The organism is Novosphingobium sp. YAF33 (assembly GCF_052113265.1).
Classification (GTDB): domain Bacteria; phylum Pseudomonadota; class Alphaproteobacteria; order Sphingomonadales; family Sphingomonadaceae; genus Novosphingobium.
Genome location: NZ_JBFRCW010000007.1, coordinates 370,888 through 386,800, shown reverse-complemented (window position 1 = coordinate 386,800; position 15,913 = coordinate 370,888). Strand labels below are relative to the sequence as shown.

At 66.5% G+C, this 15,913-nt stretch carries 14 protein-coding genes; 8 read left to right on the top strand and 6 right to left on the bottom strand.

What is annotated here, in order from left to right:
• Nucleotides 1–8 precede the first annotated feature (8 nt).
• Both AB4Z00_RS17325 and crcB read right to left on the bottom strand, forming a co-directional pair.
• Nucleotides 9–1,358 (bottom strand): RluA family pseudouridine synthase, encoded by a 1,350-nt coding sequence (locus tag AB4Z00_RS17325; RefSeq protein ID WP_442046715.1) that lies wholly within the window; start codon nucleotides 1,356–1,358, stop codon nucleotides 9–11.
• Entirely contained in the window at nucleotides 1,355–1,765 is a 411-nt protein-coding gene (gene crcB, locus AB4Z00_RS17320; protein WP_442046714.1) for a fluoride efflux transporter CrcB, read from the bottom strand. Before crcB ends, AB4Z00_RS17325 begins: the two co-directional genes overlap by 4 nt.
• A gap of 117 nt (nucleotides 1,766–1,882) precedes the next feature.
• Between crcB and AB4Z00_RS17315 the strand changes: the two genes are divergently transcribed.
• The 7 genes from AB4Z00_RS17315 (at nucleotide 1,883) to gatB (ending at nucleotide 7,936) form a co-directional block, all read left to right on the top strand.
• Entirely contained in the window at nucleotides 1,883–2,533 is a 651-nt protein-coding gene (locus AB4Z00_RS17315) for a hypothetical protein (RefSeq protein WP_442046713.1), read from the top strand.
• Nucleotides 2,534–2,769: 236 nt separating this feature from the next.
• Nucleotides 2,770–2,976: a 30S ribosomal protein S21 gene (gene rpsU / locus AB4Z00_RS17310; RefSeq protein ID WP_007688176.1), complete on the top strand. Its 207-nt coding sequence runs from the start codon at nucleotides 2,770–2,772 to the stop codon at nucleotides 2,974–2,976.
• Nucleotides 2,977–3,234: 258 nt separating this feature from the next.
• Nucleotides 3,235–3,804 carry an FKBP-type peptidyl-prolyl cis-trans isomerase gene (locus tag AB4Z00_RS17305; protein ID WP_132263430.1) on the top strand — a complete coding sequence of 190 codons (570 nt, stop codon included), beginning with the start codon at nucleotides 3,235–3,237 and terminating at the stop codon, nucleotides 3,802–3,804.
• Between the two features lie 11 nt (nucleotides 3,805–3,815).
• A complete protein-coding gene (locus AB4Z00_RS17300) occupies nucleotides 3,816–4,319 on the top strand; it encodes an FKBP-type peptidyl-prolyl cis-trans isomerase (RefSeq protein ID WP_132263428.1) in 504 nt (167 codons plus the stop codon).
• 135 nt (nucleotides 4,320–4,454) lie between these two features.
• On the top strand, nucleotides 4,455–4,757 hold the full coding sequence (gatC, locus tag AB4Z00_RS17295; protein WP_134093159.1) for an Asp-tRNA(Asn)/Glu-tRNA(Gln) amidotransferase subunit GatC: 303 nt from the start codon (nucleotides 4,455–4,457) through the stop codon (nucleotides 4,755–4,757).
• On the top strand, nucleotides 4,757–6,256 hold the full coding sequence (gene gatA, locus AB4Z00_RS17290) for an Asp-tRNA(Asn)/Glu-tRNA(Gln) amidotransferase subunit GatA (protein ID WP_442046712.1): 1,500 nt from the start codon (nucleotides 4,757–4,759) through the stop codon (nucleotides 6,254–6,256). Before gatC ends, gatA begins: the two co-directional genes overlap by 1 nt.
• 177 nt (nucleotides 6,257–6,433) lie before the next feature.
• Complete coding sequence (gatB, locus tag AB4Z00_RS17285) at nucleotides 6,434–7,936, top strand: Asp-tRNA(Asn)/Glu-tRNA(Gln) amidotransferase subunit GatB (RefSeq protein ID WP_442046711.1); 1,503 nt, start codon at nucleotides 6,434–6,436, stop codon at nucleotides 7,934–7,936.
• Nucleotides 7,937–8,115: 179 nt separating this feature from the next.
• Here gatB and AB4Z00_RS17280 read toward each other — a convergent pair whose 3' ends face one another.
• The 3 genes from AB4Z00_RS17280 to AB4Z00_RS17270 form a co-directional block, all read right to left on the bottom strand.
• Entirely contained in the window at nucleotides 8,116–8,418 is a 303-nt protein-coding gene (locus AB4Z00_RS17280; protein ID WP_132263421.1) for a hypothetical protein, read from the bottom strand.
• A gap of 14 nt (nucleotides 8,419–8,432) precedes the next feature.
• On the bottom strand, nucleotides 8,433–11,348 hold the full coding sequence (locus AB4Z00_RS17275) for a M16 family metallopeptidase (RefSeq protein ID WP_442046710.1): 2,916 nt from the start codon (nucleotides 11,346–11,348) through the stop codon (nucleotides 8,433–8,435).
• 112 nt (nucleotides 11,349–11,460) lie between these two features.
• Entirely contained in the window at nucleotides 11,461–11,916 is a 456-nt protein-coding gene (locus tag AB4Z00_RS17270) for a nuclear transport factor 2 family protein (RefSeq protein ID WP_134093155.1), read from the bottom strand.
• Between the two features lie 347 nt (nucleotides 11,917–12,263).
• On the opposite strand from AB4Z00_RS17270, the gene clpB reads away from it, so the two are divergent.
• Entirely contained in the window at nucleotides 12,264–14,843 is a 2,580-nt protein-coding gene (gene clpB / locus AB4Z00_RS17265) for an ATP-dependent chaperone ClpB (RefSeq protein WP_442046709.1), read from the top strand.
• A gap of 66 nt (nucleotides 14,844–14,909) precedes the next feature.
• Here clpB and AB4Z00_RS17260 read toward each other — a convergent pair whose 3' ends face one another.
• On the bottom strand, nucleotides 14,910–15,881 hold the full coding sequence (locus tag AB4Z00_RS17260; RefSeq protein ID WP_442046708.1) for a 2OG-Fe(II) oxygenase: 972 nt from the start codon (nucleotides 15,879–15,881) through the stop codon (nucleotides 14,910–14,912).
• Nucleotides 15,882–15,913: the final 32 nt, after the last annotated feature.

Sequence of the window (15,913 nt, the reverse complement as noted above, 5' to 3'; positions counted from 1 at the left end):
GGACGTGGTCACCGCTTACCTCGCGGCGACGACGGACCACCTGCAGAGGGACGCGCGCCGCCGGGGCGGGCGGCGGGCTTGCCAGAGGGCTTGCCAGAGGGCTTGGAAGCGGGCCTGGAAGCGGGTTTCGCGCCGGGTCCGGCCTTGGCCGCCGGCCTGCCCGCGGGTTTTCCGGCAGGCTTGGCACCCAGCTTGCTGCCGGGCTTGCTGCCGGGCTTGCTGCCGGGCTTGCCCGAAGGCTTGCCGCGCGAACCGGGGCGTTCCGAGCTGCCGTCGCGGCGTGAGCGTCGTTCGCCGCGGCGTTCCTTGCGGTACTGCTTGGCATGGGCCTTGGCCATGCGCTTCTCGTCGTCCTTCCCGGGCGCCGGGGGCGCTTCGGGCAATTCGGCGCCGTCGTTCTCGTCGAAGCCCAGCGAGGCCAGCGAATTGGCGAAATGCTCGGGCAGGGGGGCGGTCACGTCGAGCGGCACGCCGTCCGGGTGATCGATGATCAGGCGGCGCGCATGAAGGTGCATCTTGCGGCTGATCGTGCCCGAGAGGAACGCTTCCTGGCCGCCGTACTTGCCGTCGCCGACGATGGGGTGGCCAATGGCGGCCATGTGGACGCGAAGCTGGTGCGTACGGCCGGTCAGCGGGTGGAGTTCCACCCAGGCGGCGCGGTTGCCGGCGCGATCGAGCACGCGGTAGCGGGTGCGGGCCGACTGGCCGCCTTCCTCATCGACGTGCATCTTCTCGCCGCCGGTGCCTGGCTGCTTGGCGAGCGGCAGCTCGATCATGCCGTCGTTGATGCTCGGCACGCCGACCACCAGCGCCCAGTAGATCTTGCGCGCGGTGCGACCGGAGAACCGCTTGGAGAAGAACGCGGCGCTGCCCGGCGTGCGGGCGACCAGCAGAACGCCCGAGGTGTCCTTGTCGAGGCGGTGGACCAGGCGCGGACGCGGACCCTTTCCGGCATAAGCGTCGAGCAGGCCGTCGACGTGTTCCTTCATGCCCGAACCGCCCTGCGTGGCGAGGCCCGGCGGCTTGTTGAGCACGATGGCGGCGCGGTCCTGCGTGAGGACCATCGCGTCGGCGCGTTCGATCTCTTCCTCGGTCAGTTCGCGGCGCGGGCGCGAGCCGCCCAGGCCGGGCTTGGCCTCGCCGCCCGGCGGTACGCGCAGGACCTGCCCGGGCGTCAGGCGGGTATCGACATCGGCGCGCTTGCCGTCGACGCGGATCTGCCCGGTTCGCGCCCAGCGCGAGACCATGGCGAAGCCCACTTCGGGCAAGTGGCGCTTGAACCAGCGATCGAGACGAACGCCTTCATCGTCGCGGCCTACGGTAAATTGGCGGACAGTGTCCGAATTGTCGCGGCTCATGCGGCGACTCCCTTCATGATGGAAAGACCGGCAAACAGCGCGGCGAAGCCTGCGATCAGCGTGATCGCGACATAGAAAGCCGCAAGACCGACCTGCCCGCGCGAGACGAGGGCAATGGTATCGAGGCTGAACGAGGAAAACGTGGTGAAGCCGCCTAATACGCCGACGCCGATAAGCAGGCGAGCACTCTCGCCCTCGGTGCCGCGCAGCAGTAGCCAGCCGGCCAGCACGCCCATGGCAAGGCTGCCGACGACATTGACGGTCAGGGTGCCATAGGGAAACGCGCCGGCGCGGACAGGTCCGATGGCGGAGGTCCAGGCCAGCCCGGCGAGATACCGGAGCCAGGAGCCTAGACCGCCGCCGAACGCCACGAAGAGCGAGGAGGCAAGAAAGGAAGGTTGGGACATCGCGCCGCCTTAGCCGCGAATGCGCAGTTTTCCAATCGTCGCCGTCCGAACCGTCCGGCAGGGCAGTCGTCTATAAAGGTTCCAGGGTGCGACCCCACTCCGCAAGGAGACATAATAATGCAAATCTCATCGTCGACGAGCGCGCTGAGCGCTCTTTTCAATCCGCGTCAGGACATGGACGACAAGATCTCGACCGCGGTCGGCAATGGATCGATCAGCGATACGGACGCCTCGGCGCTCGAATCGGCCCTCGATTCGATCGACGACGCGCTCGGTACCAGCGGATCGGGCAGCCGGCTCGCGCCTTCGCAGATGAAGGATCGGATCGATTCGCTGATCTCCGACCAGGTGGAGAATGGCACGCTCAGCGAGGACCAGGCGAGTGCCTTGCAGTCGCTGTTCGCGCAAGGCCCGTCGCAAGGCGGCGATGCGGGCGCAGCGGGTGAAGGTGGTTCCGGCGGACCAGGCGGGCCGGGCGGCCCCGGTGGTCCCGGTGGCCCTCGCGGCGCGGGCGGTCCGCCTCCCGGCGGCGGGTCCGTCGAGGAAGCCGACGAGAGCGACGAAACCGAGGCGACGGACGAAACGGATGAAACCGATTCGACCGACGATACCGAAGAGACCGACGAAGCCGACGCGACTCTCGCAGCCGTGCAGGCGTTTTTGGAGAACCTGAAGGCCCAACAGGCCGAGGGAACGACTTATACCGCTTCGGCGGCGACCTCGGCTGCGGTTTCCGCCGCGGGCCTGGTCGTGGATCAACTGGCCTGATCCTTTCTATCGGTGTATAAGTGCTCTCCATCGGGGCTTCGAAACCCGGTGGAGAGCGCATCCGGGCCAAGAAAACGGCCAAGGTTGCTTGCCTTCCGGTGCTGGCAGTGCTAGCGGCCCCCAACTTCGAGCCGACCCCGCCATGGGATTCGGTGCAAATTCGTGTTTTTCTTTCAGGGTACCTTCCGCGTCGGAATGCGGAATTCGTACTTTTGATTTGTGAGGTGTGTCGGTTTATGCAGATTCTCGTCCGCGACAATAACGTCGATCAGGCTCTTCGTGCGCTCAAGAAGAAGCTGCAGCGTGAAGGCGTCTACCGCGAGATGAAGCTGCGCCGTCACTACGAAAAGCCGTCGGAAAAGCGCGCTCGCGAAAAGGCCGCCGCTGTGCGTCGCGCCCGCAAGCTGGAGCGTAAGCGCATGGAGCGTGACGGCGCCAAGTAAGATCGGCGTCGGCCCCGCCCGGTGGGCGGGGTTGCGGCAGCGCATGGTTCCCGTTTCCGAGCGGGCCTCGCGCAAGGATGCCGCTACAGTCAGGATCGTGATGACACGATTGTGATTGGCACATCTTAAATTGCTCGGCTTGCGGCTTGAACGCCGCTCCGGCTTGAGCCATGAGGGCGCGGAAATTTCCATCCGCGCCCTTTGTGCATCTGCCGTGCAGGTGTTCCTGGCGGGCGAACCCGAACGAGGCCCTAGACCATGACTGAGATCACTCGCGTTCCGCTGCAGCCGATTGAAAAGGGCTCGCTGGGCAAGATCTGGCTCGGCGTCGCTGCAATCGCGCTGGCCGCGGGTGGTGTCGCCTATGCTGCCCTGCCGCCGCAGGTCCATGTCAAGACGCTGACCGCCGGCACCGGCGAATCGCCGACCGTGGCGGACGTGGTGCTCATCAACTACAAGGGCACGCTGCCTGACGGTAAGGTCTTCGACCAGGCCCAGCAGGTGCCGATGGCGCTCAACGAAGTGATCCCGGGCTTCTCCAAGGCGCTGGTGAAGATGCAGCGCGGCGGCAAGTACGACGTCGAGATCCCCGCGAAGCTTGCCTACGGCGACAAGGCCGTGGGCCAGATCCCGGCGAACACGGACCTGAACTTCGAGATCGAGCTGCTGGACTTCAAGAGCCGCGCCGAGATCGAACAGCAGCAGCGCCTGATGCAGCAGCTCCAGCAGATGCAGGGCGGCGGTGCTCCTGGCGCACCCGGCGCGGCCATCCCCGGCGGCGCCCTTCCGGGCGGTGTCGTGCCCGGCGCCGAAGGCCCGGCACGCTGATCGCGTCCTTCATGAACCGCAAGATCGGCTCTTCGCTTCTGGCGCTGGCTTTCGTCCTGCCTGCCGCGGCTCCGGCCGCCGCGCAGGAAAAGGCCGCGCCGGCTGTCGGCTCCACGGCTGCCGCGCCGGCCCGCAAGGTCGCCGTCACCACGCTGACCGCTGGGCAGGGCGAAAAGCCCACCCGCGAGGACTATGTGCTGGTGAGCTACAAGGGCATGCTCAAGGACGGCACCGTGTTCGACCAGAACGAGCAGATGCCGATGGCGGTTGGAAGCGTCGTGCCCGGCTTTGCCGACGGTCTCGTGCAGATGCAGCGCGGCGGCAGCTATCGCCTGGAGATCCCTTCGGAGCTGGCCTACGGCGCCGAGGGCGGCGGACCGATTCCGCCGAATTCGGATCTCGTCTTCGAAGTCACCTTGCTGGACTTCAAGACCCAGGCCGAGCTGGACGCGATGATCGCGGCACAACAAGGCCAAGGCCAGGAGCAGGCGCAACCGGGCCAATCCGGCCAGTAACGCGCCTGCCAATAGCGCATCGGGGCGTGCTCCTCGCGGAGGCGTCCCTGCTTGAAGCAAATTCGGCCGGGTGCTAGCTGCCCGGACTGATCTCCCGGCGTGGTGCGCCATGCCGGTCAAACCTGAAGGAAAGCCATGTCGGTCGATACCGCAACCGTTGCGAAGATCGCCAGCCTTGCCCGCATCAAGGTGAGCGAGGCTGAAATCGAGGCGATGGTCCCCGAACTCAACGGCATTCTCGCCTGGGTGGAGCAACTCGGCGAAGTCGATACCTCGAACGTCGAGCCGATGACCGCCGTCATCCCCAACACGCTGCGCCTGCGCGATGACGTGATCGATGCCGATCCGCTGACCGGCGGCAACAAGCGCGATGCCGTTCTGGCCAATGCTCCCGCTGCCGAACACGGCTTCTTCGGCGTGCCCAAGGTGATCGAATAATGCCCGATACTTCAAACTCTCTTACGGAACTCGGCGTCGCGCAGATCCGCGACGGCGTTGCGAACGGCGATTTCTCCGCCGTCGAAGTGGCAGAAGCGTTCAACGCCAATGTCGCCGCTGCGCAGGAAGCGCTGAACGCCTTCATCATCGCCACGCCTGAAAAGGCCATCGAAGCCGCGCAGGCCACCGACGCCAAGCGCGCGCGCGGCGAAGCGCTCGGCAAAATGGGCGGCGTGCCGATCGGCATGAAGGACCTGTTCGCGACCTTCGACGTGCAGACCACGGCCGCCAGCCACATGCTGGAAGGCTTCAAGCCGCAGTACGAATCGACCGTCTCGCAGAAGCTGTGGGATGCCGGCGCGGGCATGCTGGGCAAGCTCAATCTCGACCAGTTCGCCATGGGCTCGTCGAACGAGACCAGCTATTTCGGCAATGTGATCTCGCCGTGGAAGCGCAATGACGGCGGCAATGCCGCGCTGGCTCCGGGCGGTTCCTCGGGCGGTTCGTCGTCGGCACTCGCCGCGCGTCTCTGCCCGGCGGCTACCGGCACGGATACCGGCGGCTCGATCCGCCAGCCCGCCGCTTTCACCGGCACCACCGGCATCAAGCCGACCTATGGCCGCTGCTCGCGCTGGGGCGTGGTCGCTTTCGCCAGTTCGCTCGACCAGGCAGGCCCGATGGCCCGCTCGGTGCAGGACTGCGCGATCATGCTCGAAGCCATGGCCGGTTTCGACGCCAAGGATTCGACCAGCCTCGACCTGCCGGTGCCGAACTGGGAAGCCGCGCTTTCCGGCGACATGAAGGGCAAGAAGGTCGGCATTCCCAAGGAATACCGCGTCGATGGCCTGGATGAAGACGTGTCGAATTCGTGGGACGACGGCATTGCATGGCTGAAGGATGCGGGCGCGGAGATCGTCGAGATCTCGTTGCCGCACACCAAGTACGCCTTGCCGACCTACTACATCATCGCGCCTGCCGAAGCCTCGTCCAACCTCGCGCGCTATGACGGCGTGCGTTATGGCCTGCGCGACCTGCCGGACGGTGCCAACCTTCAGGACATGTACGCCGCCACCCGCGCCGCCGGCTTCGGCCCCGAGGTGAAGCGCCGCATCCTGATCGGCACTTACGTGCTCTCGGCCGGCTTCTACGACGCCTACTACACGCAGGCCCAGAAGGTCCGCGCGCTGATCGCGCAGGACTTCGCAAAGGCTTTCGAGCAGTGCGACGTGATCCTCGCGCCGACCGCGCCCTCGGCCGCTTTCGGCCTGGGCGAGAACGTCGACGATCCGCTGAAGATGTACCTCAACGACGTCTTCGCGGTGCCGGCCTCGCTCGCGGGTCTTCCGGCGATGTCGGTTCCGGCCGGCCTCAACCGTGAAGGTCTGCCGCTGGGTCTTCAGGTCATCGGCAAGGCTTTCGACGAACAGGGCGTGCTGAACGCCGGTCTCGCGCTCGAACAGCGCGCGCAGTTCGCGGCCAAGCCGGAGAAGTGGTGGTAGACTGGTTTACCCTTCTCGACCTGCTGGTAAGTCTCGGGAACCTTGTTCCCGGCAGCAAGCACAAGAGAGGGGACGACCGACCCGCTCGTCGGCGCAAGACGCCGGAGCGGGAAAGGAATGACGGGGAGGGGCAGCGGCACCTGCTGCTGCGTCGCCCCAGGAGTGGACCGAAACACGATGACTGAATCAACCTATCGCATCCAGGGCGCCACCGGTGACTGGGAGGTCGTGATCGGCCTCGAAGTCCACGCGCAGGTCACCTCGAACTCCAAGCTGTTCTCCGGCTCGGCGACGGCTTTCGGCGCGGAGCCGAACAGCCAGGTCTCGCTGATCGACGCGGCGATGCCGGGCATGTTGCCGGTGCTGAACGGTGAATGCATCCGTCAGGCCGTGCGTACCGGCATGGCGATCGAGGCGCAGATCAACAAGTGGTCGCGCTTCGACCGCAAGAACTACTTCTACGCCGATCTTCCGCAGGGCTACCAGATCAGCCAGCTCTATCACCCGATCGTGGGTGAGGGCTCGCTGACCATCGAGGCGGACGAGAAGGCGGGCATCCCGGCCGACAAGGTCATCGGCATTGAGCGCATCCACGTCGAGCAGGACGCGGGCAAGCTGATGCATGACCAGCATCCGACGATGTCCTATGTCGATCTCAACCGCTCGGGCGTGGCGCTGATGGAAATTGTCAGCCGTCCGGACATGGCTTCGCCCGCCGAAGCAGGCGCCTACCTGTCGAAGCTGCGCACGATCCTGCGCTATGTCGGCTCGTGCGACGGCAACATGGACCAGGGCTCGATGCGCGCCGACGTCAACGTCTCGGTGCGGAAGCCCGGTGACGAACTCGGCACCCGTACCGAGACCAAGAACGTCAACTCCGTGCGCTTCGTCATGCAGGCGATCGAGCACGAGGCGAGCCGTCAGGTCGACGTGCTGGAAGCGGGCGGCAAGATCGTGCAGGAAACCCGTCTGTTCGATCCCACCACCGGCTCCACGCGTTCGATGCGCTCGAAGGAAGACGCGCACGACTATCGCTACTTCCCCGATCCGGACCTGTTGCCGCTGGAACTGGACGATGCCTTCCTGGAAGCATGCCGTGCCAGCCTGCCCGAACTGCCGGACGCCAAGCGCGCCCGCTACGAAGGCGAACTGGGGCTTTCGGCCTACAATGCCGCCGTGCTGACCGCCGACGTCGATACCTTCGCCTGGTTCGAGGCGCTGCTGGCGGAAACCGCTTCGGCGCAGGGCAAGCAGCCTGCCGAAGTCGCCAAGCAGGCGGCCAACTGGCTCATCTCCGAGTTCTTCGGCGCGCTCAACAAGCAGGGCAAGAGCCTTGAAGACTCGCCCATCAGCCACGAGCAGGCGGCGGAACTGCTGGCGCTGGTGGGCAAGGGCACGATCTCGGGCTCGATCGCCAAGCAGGTGCTGGAAACGATGTTCGAGACCGGCGACAATGCCGGTGTCATCGTCGAGCGCGAGGGCCTGAAGCAGGAATCGGACACCGGCGCCATCGAGGCCAAGGTGGACGAGATCCTCGCCGCCAATGCCGACAAGGTGGCGCAGTACCGCGAAGGCAAGGTCGCGCTGTTCGGCTTCTTCGTCGGCCAGACGATGAAGGCCATGGCCGGCAAGGGCAACCCGCAGGTGGTGAACGAGATCCTCAAGGCCAAGCTGGGCTGATCTTGCGCCTCAACGAATAGAAAAAGCCCCGGAAAAGCAGAGCGCTTTTCCGGGGCTTTTTCGTTGTGCGGCGTGAAGTCCGCTCGGCAATGACCCGGTGTGCCGGGTCCGGCCATTCCGGAAAACCCGGCGTCAGGCCGGCGCGGGCGGCAGGTCTCATCCCGCCGCCGCACTCCGGATCAGCTCGTTTTCGTGCCCTCCAGCGGCATGGTGCCGAAGAACCCGGCCTTGATAGTGCCGGTCAGCGCGGTGCCGTCGACCGTGGCCTTGCAGTCGAGGTCGATCGGCATGGGCGAAGTCATCTTCATCTTCCAGCTCAGCTGGTTGCCGCTGATGGTGCCGCCGCGCAGCTCCATCGTGCCGAGATCGCCCGTGATCTGGCCGGTGAAAGTGTCACCTTCGGGCACGATGGTCAGCGTGCCCTTCTGGTGGCCCATCGGGGTCTTGGTCGAGCATTCGTAAGTTCCGCCGAGCAGCGACATTCCATTTCTCTCCTTTATTCCTGGCCTTGAGGCGCGGCCGGGGCGGCGCGCACTTCCACGGGCAGGCCCAGGCCTTTGAGTTGCGGTTCCACCAGCTTGCGGTCGCCCACCACCACGAAGGTCAGGCCCTTGGGCTGGAGGTATTGGGTGGCGGCGGCACCGATCGCCTTGGCATCGATGGTGCGGTAGCGCGCGGCGAGCCCGACGTAGTAGTCTTCGGGCCGGCCGAGGCGGTCATTCTTGCGGATCGCGGCCTGCACTGCCGCCCCGGTTTCGAACTGGTTGGGAAGCTGACGGATCGCGCCTTCGGTGACGCGCTGCAGTTCCTCGGCGGTCACCGGCTTGCTGCCCGGGAACGCGCCCATGTCGGCGATGATCGCCTTGATCGCCTCTCCCGTCTTGTCCGACTGGACCGGGGCCGAGACTTGTACCGAGCGCGGTCCGACAGGCTGTGCAACGCCGCTGCGCACGCCGTAACTCCAGCCCTTTTCCTCGCGCAGGTCCTTGTTGAGGCGCGAGAGGAAGCCGCCGCCCATCACGTCGTTGGCGAGCTGCAGTGCTTCGGTATCGGGCGTCCGGCCGGTCATCGGCAGCACGCGGCCGGCCATGATCACCGACTGCGGCGAGCCGGGACGGTCGATCAGGACGATGCGGTTGCCGCCTGCCGCCGGCACGGCGGCGCCGAGCGGCTTGACGGGCTTGGGCGCGGCCGGGGCCTGCCATTGCCCGAAGGCGCGTTCGAGCATCGGCTTCAGTTCGGCCATGGTCACATCGCCGACGACGGTGATGGTGGCGATATCGGGGCGAAGCCACTTGTCGCGCGCGGCCTTGAGCTGCGCCGGGGTCAACGCGGCCAGCGAGGCGGCATCGCCAAGGCCGTCACCGGGCTGGGCATAAGGATGCGTGCCGAAGAGTTCCGCCCCCAGCGAACGCGCGGCGAGAGCGTTCGGCGTGGACAGCGCCTGTGCCAGCTCCGCTTCCGACTGCGCCTTGACCCGGGCGACCTCGGAGGGTGCGAAGGCGGCGTCGCGGACGATCTGCGCGGTGAGATCAAGCGAAGGCGCCAGATTGGCGGACAGCGCCGAGAGCGTCACGCTGCTGGTATCGAGCGAGCCGTCGATCGAGATGCTGGCGCCCAGTCGTTCCTGCGCTTCGGCGATCTGAGTGGCGTCGAGCTTGCTGGTGCCCTGGTCGAGCATGGCCAGCATCAGCCCCTGCGTGCCCGGCGTGTCGAGCGCATCGGCGGCATAGCCGGCATCGAAGTCGAGCGTGAGGACCAGCTTTGGCACGGCAGTGCGGCGCGCGAGCGCCACAGGAATGCCGTTCGACAAGGTGGTGCGCTCGATGGCGGGGAAAGTCAGGGCGCCGATCTGGCCGAGGGGCGGCATATCGCGTTTGGGGCCGGCGGCGAGGGTGGGGGTTTTCCCCTTGGGGGCGGCGCCCTTCGGGTTGGAGCCGGGCGCGGGGTTTTCCGCCTCGTCGCCCCAGCCGCCCATGGCATCGCCGCTTTCCTTGCGCTGGCCGGGCAGGACATCGAGCGCATAGACCGGGCGCGAGAGCCACTTGTTCATGGCCGCCTTGATCTCCGCCGGCGTCAGCGCGGCCATGCGGGCAAGGTCTTCCTTGTATTTTGCCGGATCGTCAGAATAGACCTGGCCCTCGGCCAGGGTCGCGCCCTTACCGCTGAAGCCGCCGACGCGTTCCAGCCCGCCGATCTCGCCGGAGAGCGTGCTGACGACGGCGCGGCGCACTTCGTCTTCCGTCGGCCCGTCGCGCAAGTAGTCCGCCAGCACCTTGTCGAAAGCGGCATCGGCCTTGGCGCGGTCCACGCCGGGCTTCACGTCCATCGCCATGGTCAGGAAGCTGAGCTGCTGGAAGACCTGCGAATAGGCGGTTACCGCCACGGCCAGCTGCTGTCCGCGGACCAGTTCGTTATCGAGCCGCGAGCTGGCGAGGCCGCCGAGGATGTGCATGCCCATTTGCAGGGCGAGCGTCTCGCGGTCGTTGAGGCCGGGCGCGGTCCAGTTGCGGGTGAGGCGCAGGACCGGCACCTGATCGACGATCTCGCGCTTCACCGGCGCGCCCAGCGTCAGCGGTTCCGCAGTTACCGGCTTGATGTCCGGGCCGCGCGGGATGTCGCCGAACCACTTCTCCACTTTGGGCCGCGCGGTGGCGGCGTCGATGTCGCCCGAGAGCACGAGCACCACGTTGTTCGGGCCATAGTGATCGGTGAACCACTTGCGCACATCGGTGAGGGTGGCGGCGTCGAGATCGGCCATCGAGCCGATCGTCGAGTGGCGATAGGGGTGGCCGACGGGCAGCAGGCCTTCGCTCTGCGCATATTCGAACAGGCCGTAAGGCTGGTTGTCGCCCTGGCGTTTCTCGTTCTGGACGACGCCCCGCTGCTTGTCGAGCTTGTCCTGGGTCACCGCGGGCAGCAGGTGGCCCATGCGGTCGCTCTCCATGAACAGGGCCACGTCGAGCGCGCCGGTGGGCACGGTTTCCACGTAGTTGGTGCGATCGTACCAGGTCGAGCCGTTCGTGGGGGTGGAGCCTGCCGCTTCCAGTGGGATATCGAAGTCCGGCACGTTGGCCGAGCCGCCGAAGAACAAGTGCTCGTACAGGTGCGCGAAGCCGGTCTTGCCGCGCGGTTCGTTCTTGGAGCCGACCTTGTAATAGGCCGTCACGCCGACGATCGGGGCCTTGCGGTCGGTATGGACGATCGTGGTGAGGCCGTTGGCCAGCACGAACTTCTCGTAGGGAATGTCAACTTTGGCCACGAGTTCGGCCGGGGAGGCGGGGGCCGGACCCGCCTTGTCGGCAGGCGCGGCAGGCGCCGCGGCGAGGTCCGCTGTCGGGGCGCTGGCGCAGGCGGAGAGGAGCAGAGCGGCGGCGAGCGCGATGGCGCTGGAACGAGGAGCAAGTCGCATGGCCGAAGGTCTAGCACGTTGTTCGGCAAGGGCCAGCGGCAATGGTGCGGCGCCGGGATCGGCGGAACGCCGTCGCCCCGGATCCAGTCCGGGACGACGGATCCCTGATCCCTCAGCCCCGCTTGAAGATCTGCCCCGAATCGAAGCGGGTGATCCGCCATTCGCCGTCCGGATCGCGGCGGCATTCCATCGTCACGTCGGCAACGGCCAGCGGATCGCAATACTTGTCGAAGGGGCCGTCGCCCAGCGCGGCGAAGAAGACCAGGAGGTAGCCGACTTTCGCCTGGTCGGCGCCGTCGAACGAGACGCGCAGCGAGGTGATGATGTGGCGCATGGTCATCAGGCCCGCGCCCGCGCGCATGGCCTCGGCCCGGCCCTTGTAGAAGGCTTCCACTTCTGCCAGCCCTTCACGCCAGGCGCCGCCGACGTTGTAGGAGACGTCTTCGGCCAGCACGTCGGTCTTGCGCATTTCGAGGCCGTTGTGAATGTCCAGTTCGTCGCCCCATTCGTAGACGACCTGCTTGATCGCAAGCACGTCCGCTGCCTGCTGGGGAGTGAATTTCGCCACGTCTGATGCCTCTTCCCGTTGTTTTTCCGGTCTGGTTGGCGGAAGCTAGGCAAGGCGGCGTGCGGCGCCAAGCGAATGCGGCCGGATCGCCGCGTTCAACGCCCGGGCGACGTTTGGAAGCGGCCTGACCGAAAACCCGCGGAAAATCCTGCCCGATCTCAGGTGATTTTGGGGTGGCATTCGGCGCTGTGGTTCCCATCTTGTAGCCAGCCGGTTCCGGCTCTTGAGAATCCACGCTTTCTTCCCATCTGCGGCCGGAAATGACCGCGGCGCGAAAAATGTCACGGCATGCCTTGTGTTGTAAATATGCAACACTATATGGTCGAGATCAGGAGGCAATTCATACCATGAATCTCGAAAAATTCACTGACCGGGCCAAGGGGTTCCTTCAGGCGGCGCAGACCGTTGCGATCCGCATGAACCACCAGCGCATCAGCCCCGACCATGTCCTCAAGGCCCTTCTCGAGGATAGCGAGGGCATGGCGTCCGGTCTCATCCAGCGCGCGGGCGGCAACCCGGCCTTCGCCGTGCAGGAGGTCGACAAGGCGCTGGGCAAGATTCCCACCGTCTCGGGCAGCGGCGCGCAAGGCGCGCCCGGCCTGGACAATGACGCGGTGCGCGTGCTCGATCAGGCTGAGCAGCTCGCCGCCAAGTCCGGCGACAGCTTCGTCACCGTGGAGCGCATGTTGCTGGCGCTGGCGCTTGCCACCATCACTTCGGCCGGGCAGGCGCTCAAGGCCGCCAACCTCACGCCCCAGGCACTGGAGGCGGCGATTTCCGAGCTGCGCGGCGGCCGCAATGCCGACAGCGCCTCGGCCGAGAACGCCTATGACGCGATGAAGAAGTACGCGCGCGACCTCACCCAGGCCGCGCGGGACGGGAAGCTCGATCCGGTGATCGGCCGAGACGAGGAAATCCGCCGCACCGTGCAGATCCTCGCCCGTCGCACCAAGAACAACCCCGTCCTCATCGGCGATCCCGGCGTCGGCAAGACCGCCATCGCCGAGGGTCTGGCGCTGCGCATCGCCAATGGCGACGTGCCCGACAGCCTCAAGGACCGCAGCCTCATGGCGCTCGACATGGGCTCGCTGATCGCGGGCGCCAAGTATCGGGGCGAGTTCGAGGAGCGGTTGAAGGCCGTGCTCGACGAAGTGAAGGGCGCGGACGGGCAGATCATCCTGTTCATCGACGAGATGCACACGCTGATCGGCGCGGGCGCTTCCGAAGGCTCGATGGACGCGGGCAACCTGCTGAAGCCTGCGCTGGCACGCGGCGAACTGCACTGCATCGGCGCGACCACGCTCGACGAATACCAGAAGTATGTCGAGAAGGACGCCGCCTTGCAGCGCCGCTTCCAGCCGGTCTTCGTGGGCGAGCCGACGGTCGAGGACACCATCTCGATCCTGCGCGGGCTCAAGGAAAAGTACGAGCTGCACCACGGCGTGCGCATCACCGATGCGGCGCTGGTGGCCGCGGCGACGCTCTCCAACCGCTACATCACTAACCGCTTCCTGCCGGACAAGGCGATCGACCTCATGGACGAGGCCGCCAGCCGCATCCGCATGGAAGTGGAAAGCAAGCCCGAGGAGATCGAGAAGCTCGACCGCCGGATCATCCAGCTCAAGATCGAGGAAATGGCCCTCGCCAAGGAGACCGACGAGGCTTCCCGGGACCGCCTCGTCGCTCTGCGCGAGGAACTGGCCAATCTGGAGCAGCAGTCGAGCGAGTTGACCACCCGCTGGCAGAACGAGCGCGACAAGATCGCCGCCGAGGGCCGGATCAAGGAGCAGCTCGACGCCGCGCGCAGCGAACTCGATCAGGCCCAGCGGCTTGGCGATCTCGCCAAGGCGGGCGAGCTGTCCTACGGCACGATCCCCTCGCTGGAGCGCAAGCTGACCGAAGCGCAGGCCCAGGCGGGCAACGCTCTTTTGCGTGAAGAGGTCACGGAGGATGACATCGCCGGTGTCGTCAGCCGCTGGACCGGCGTGCCGGTGGACAAGATGCTGGAAGGCGAGCGCGAGAAGCTCCTCAAGATGGAGGAGATGATCGGCGCGCGCGTGATCGGCCAGAAGGACGCGGTTTCGGCGGTGTCCAAGGCGGTGCGGCGTGCCCGCGCCGGGCTTCAGGATCCGAACCGGCCCTTGGGCTCGTTCCTGTTCCTCGGCCCCACGGGCGTCGGCAAGACCGAACTGACCAAGGCACTGGCCGGCTTCCTGTTCGACGACGACAGCGCGATGGTGCGCATCGACATGTCGGAGTTCATGGAAAAGCACGCGGTTTCCCGCCTGATCGGCGCGCCTCCGGGCTATGTCGGTTACGATGAAGGCGGCGTGCTGACCGAAGCCGTGCGGCGCCGTCCTTATCAGGTCGTGCTGTTCGACGAAGTCGAGAAGGCGCATCCGGACGTGTTCAACGTGCTGCTGCAAGTGCTCGACGATGGCCGCCTGACTGACGGACAGGGCAGGGTGGTGGACTTCACCAACACCCTTATCATCCTGACCAGCAACCTCGGCAGCCAGTACCTGACGCAGCTCGACGAGGATCAGGACGTGGACAGCGTGGAGCCGCAAGTGATGGAAGTGGTGCGCGGGCATTTCCGGCCCGAGTTCCTCAACCGTCTGGACGAAATCGTGCTGTTCCACCGCCTTGGCCAGGAACACATGGGCCCGATCGTCGATATCCAGGTCGCGCGCGTGCAGAAGCTGCTCAAGGACCGCAAGATCACGCTGGACCTCACCGAGGCCGCGAAGCGCTGGCTCGGCCGGGTAGGGTATGATCCGGTCTACGGCGCGCGGCCGCTGAAGCGCGCGGTGCAGCGCTACTTGCAGGACCCGCTGGCGGAGAAGCTGCTTGCCGGCGAAGTCCCCGACGGCTCGCATTTGCGGATCGACGATGGCGACGGCGCACTGGCGATCGTGGTGGAGTGATCGCGACCGTCTCGAACGGAAAAAGGCCTCGGCATTGCCGGGGCCTTTTTGTCACGGCGTCACCGCTCAGCCCTGGTCCCACACGTCGAAGGGCTGCGCCCGGATCCAGCGCGTGGCGGCCCACTTGGCGCCTTGCCGGACCGGCGCGCCGGCATGACGGCTGCGGGGGTCCGGCGAACCGTCGGGGAGTGTATTGTCGAAGGCGACCATGTCGCCGCCGCCGCCCGCAACCGAGAGGTTCTGCTCGGGAAAGCAGGTTTCGCCGCCGAGATAACCGGTGTTGAGATAGAGCAGCGCCGTCACCTTACGCTGGTTGGTGACGTGCGGCAGAGTATCCATGTGAGCGCGGTATTCCTGCCCGGGCGCATAGTGCAGGACGTTGAGCGGTTCGCCCTGTTCCACGCGCGTGCCGGTGGCTGCGGCCAGCCGCCGCATGATGGCCTGGAGCGGCAGGGACTCGCGGGTCGGACCGACCACGGCAGCAGATGACGTGCGGATCGGATGCGGTATGGCGCGGCCGGTGCGGGGATCCGCGACGATCGAGGGCGCCAGCAGGTCGCGCACGGACATGGCGAGATGCGCGCATTCCTCGGGAGTCACAAACTGCCGCCAGCGCCTGACCTCATAGCCCCGGCCCAGCCGCTCGGGTTCGGGCAGAGCGAGGGGATAGCCGTCCGCGTCGATCTCCATCCGCGCGAGCAGGTCCAGGTCTTGCGCGGCGGTGCCGCCGTAACGCTCCGCGGTCTCCTGCAGGATGGCCGTGGCGCCTGCCCAGTCCTGAGGGGCGCCGGTACCGTTGGCGGTGAGAGCGGCCTCCATCAGCGCGGCATCTTCGCTGCCGGCGGACGTGGCCGCACGCAGCAGACGGCGCGCTTCGCCGAGGTCGCGAGGCAGGGGACTACCGATCAGCCGCCACCGCGCGAGCATGGCGAGACATTCGGCGTCCCCCCGAGCGCCGGCTTCCTGCGCGATCTCCACGGCGTCCTGCTGCCGCCCGCTGTCCAGCGCATTGCGGGCACGTTCACTGGCTTGAGTCATGGCGCCTTTCTTGAACGCTCGAACGGCCAAAG

Bases quoted from the DNA above. Each gene is read 5' to 3' on its own strand.
- AB4Z00_RS17325 (WP_442046715.1), bottom strand. From the start codon at position 1,358: ATGAGCCGCGACAATTCGGACACTGTCCGCCAATTTACCGTAGGCCGC.
- crcB (WP_442046714.1), bottom strand. From the start codon at position 1,765: ATGTCCCAACCTTCCTTTCTTGCCTCCTCGCTCTTCGTGGCGTTCGGC.
- AB4Z00_RS17315 (WP_442046713.1), top strand. From the start codon at position 1,883: ATGCAAATCTCATCGTCGACGAGCGCGCTGAGCGCTCTTTTCAATCCG.
- rpsU (WP_007688176.1), top strand. From the start codon at position 2,770: ATGCAGATTCTCGTCCGCGACAATAACGTCGATCAGGCTCTTCGTGCG.
- AB4Z00_RS17305 (WP_132263430.1), top strand. From the start codon at position 3,235: ATGACTGAGATCACTCGCGTTCCGCTGCAGCCGATTGAAAAGGGCTCG.
- AB4Z00_RS17300 (WP_132263428.1), top strand. From the start codon at position 3,816: ATGAACCGCAAGATCGGCTCTTCGCTTCTGGCGCTGGCTTTCGTCCTG.
- gatC (WP_134093159.1), top strand. From the start codon at position 4,455: ATGTCGGTCGATACCGCAACCGTTGCGAAGATCGCCAGCCTTGCCCGC.
- gatA (WP_442046712.1), top strand. From the start codon at position 4,757: ATGCCCGATACTTCAAACTCTCTTACGGAACTCGGCGTCGCGCAGATC.
- gatB (WP_442046711.1), top strand. From the start codon at position 6,434: ATGACTGAATCAACCTATCGCATCCAGGGCGCCACCGGTGACTGGGAG.
- AB4Z00_RS17280 (WP_132263421.1), bottom strand. From the start codon at position 8,418: ATGTCGCTGCTCGGCGGAACTTACGAATGCTCGACCAAGACCCCGATG.
- AB4Z00_RS17275 (WP_442046710.1), bottom strand. From the start codon at position 11,348: ATGCGACTTGCTCCTCGTTCCAGCGCCATCGCGCTCGCCGCCGCTCTG.
- clpB (WP_442046709.1), top strand. From the start codon at position 12,264: ATGAATCTCGAAAAATTCACTGACCGGGCCAAGGGGTTCCTTCAGGCG.
- AB4Z00_RS17260 (WP_442046708.1), bottom strand. From the start codon at position 15,881: ATGACTCAAGCCAGTGAACGTGCCCGCAATGCGCTGGACAGCGGGCGG.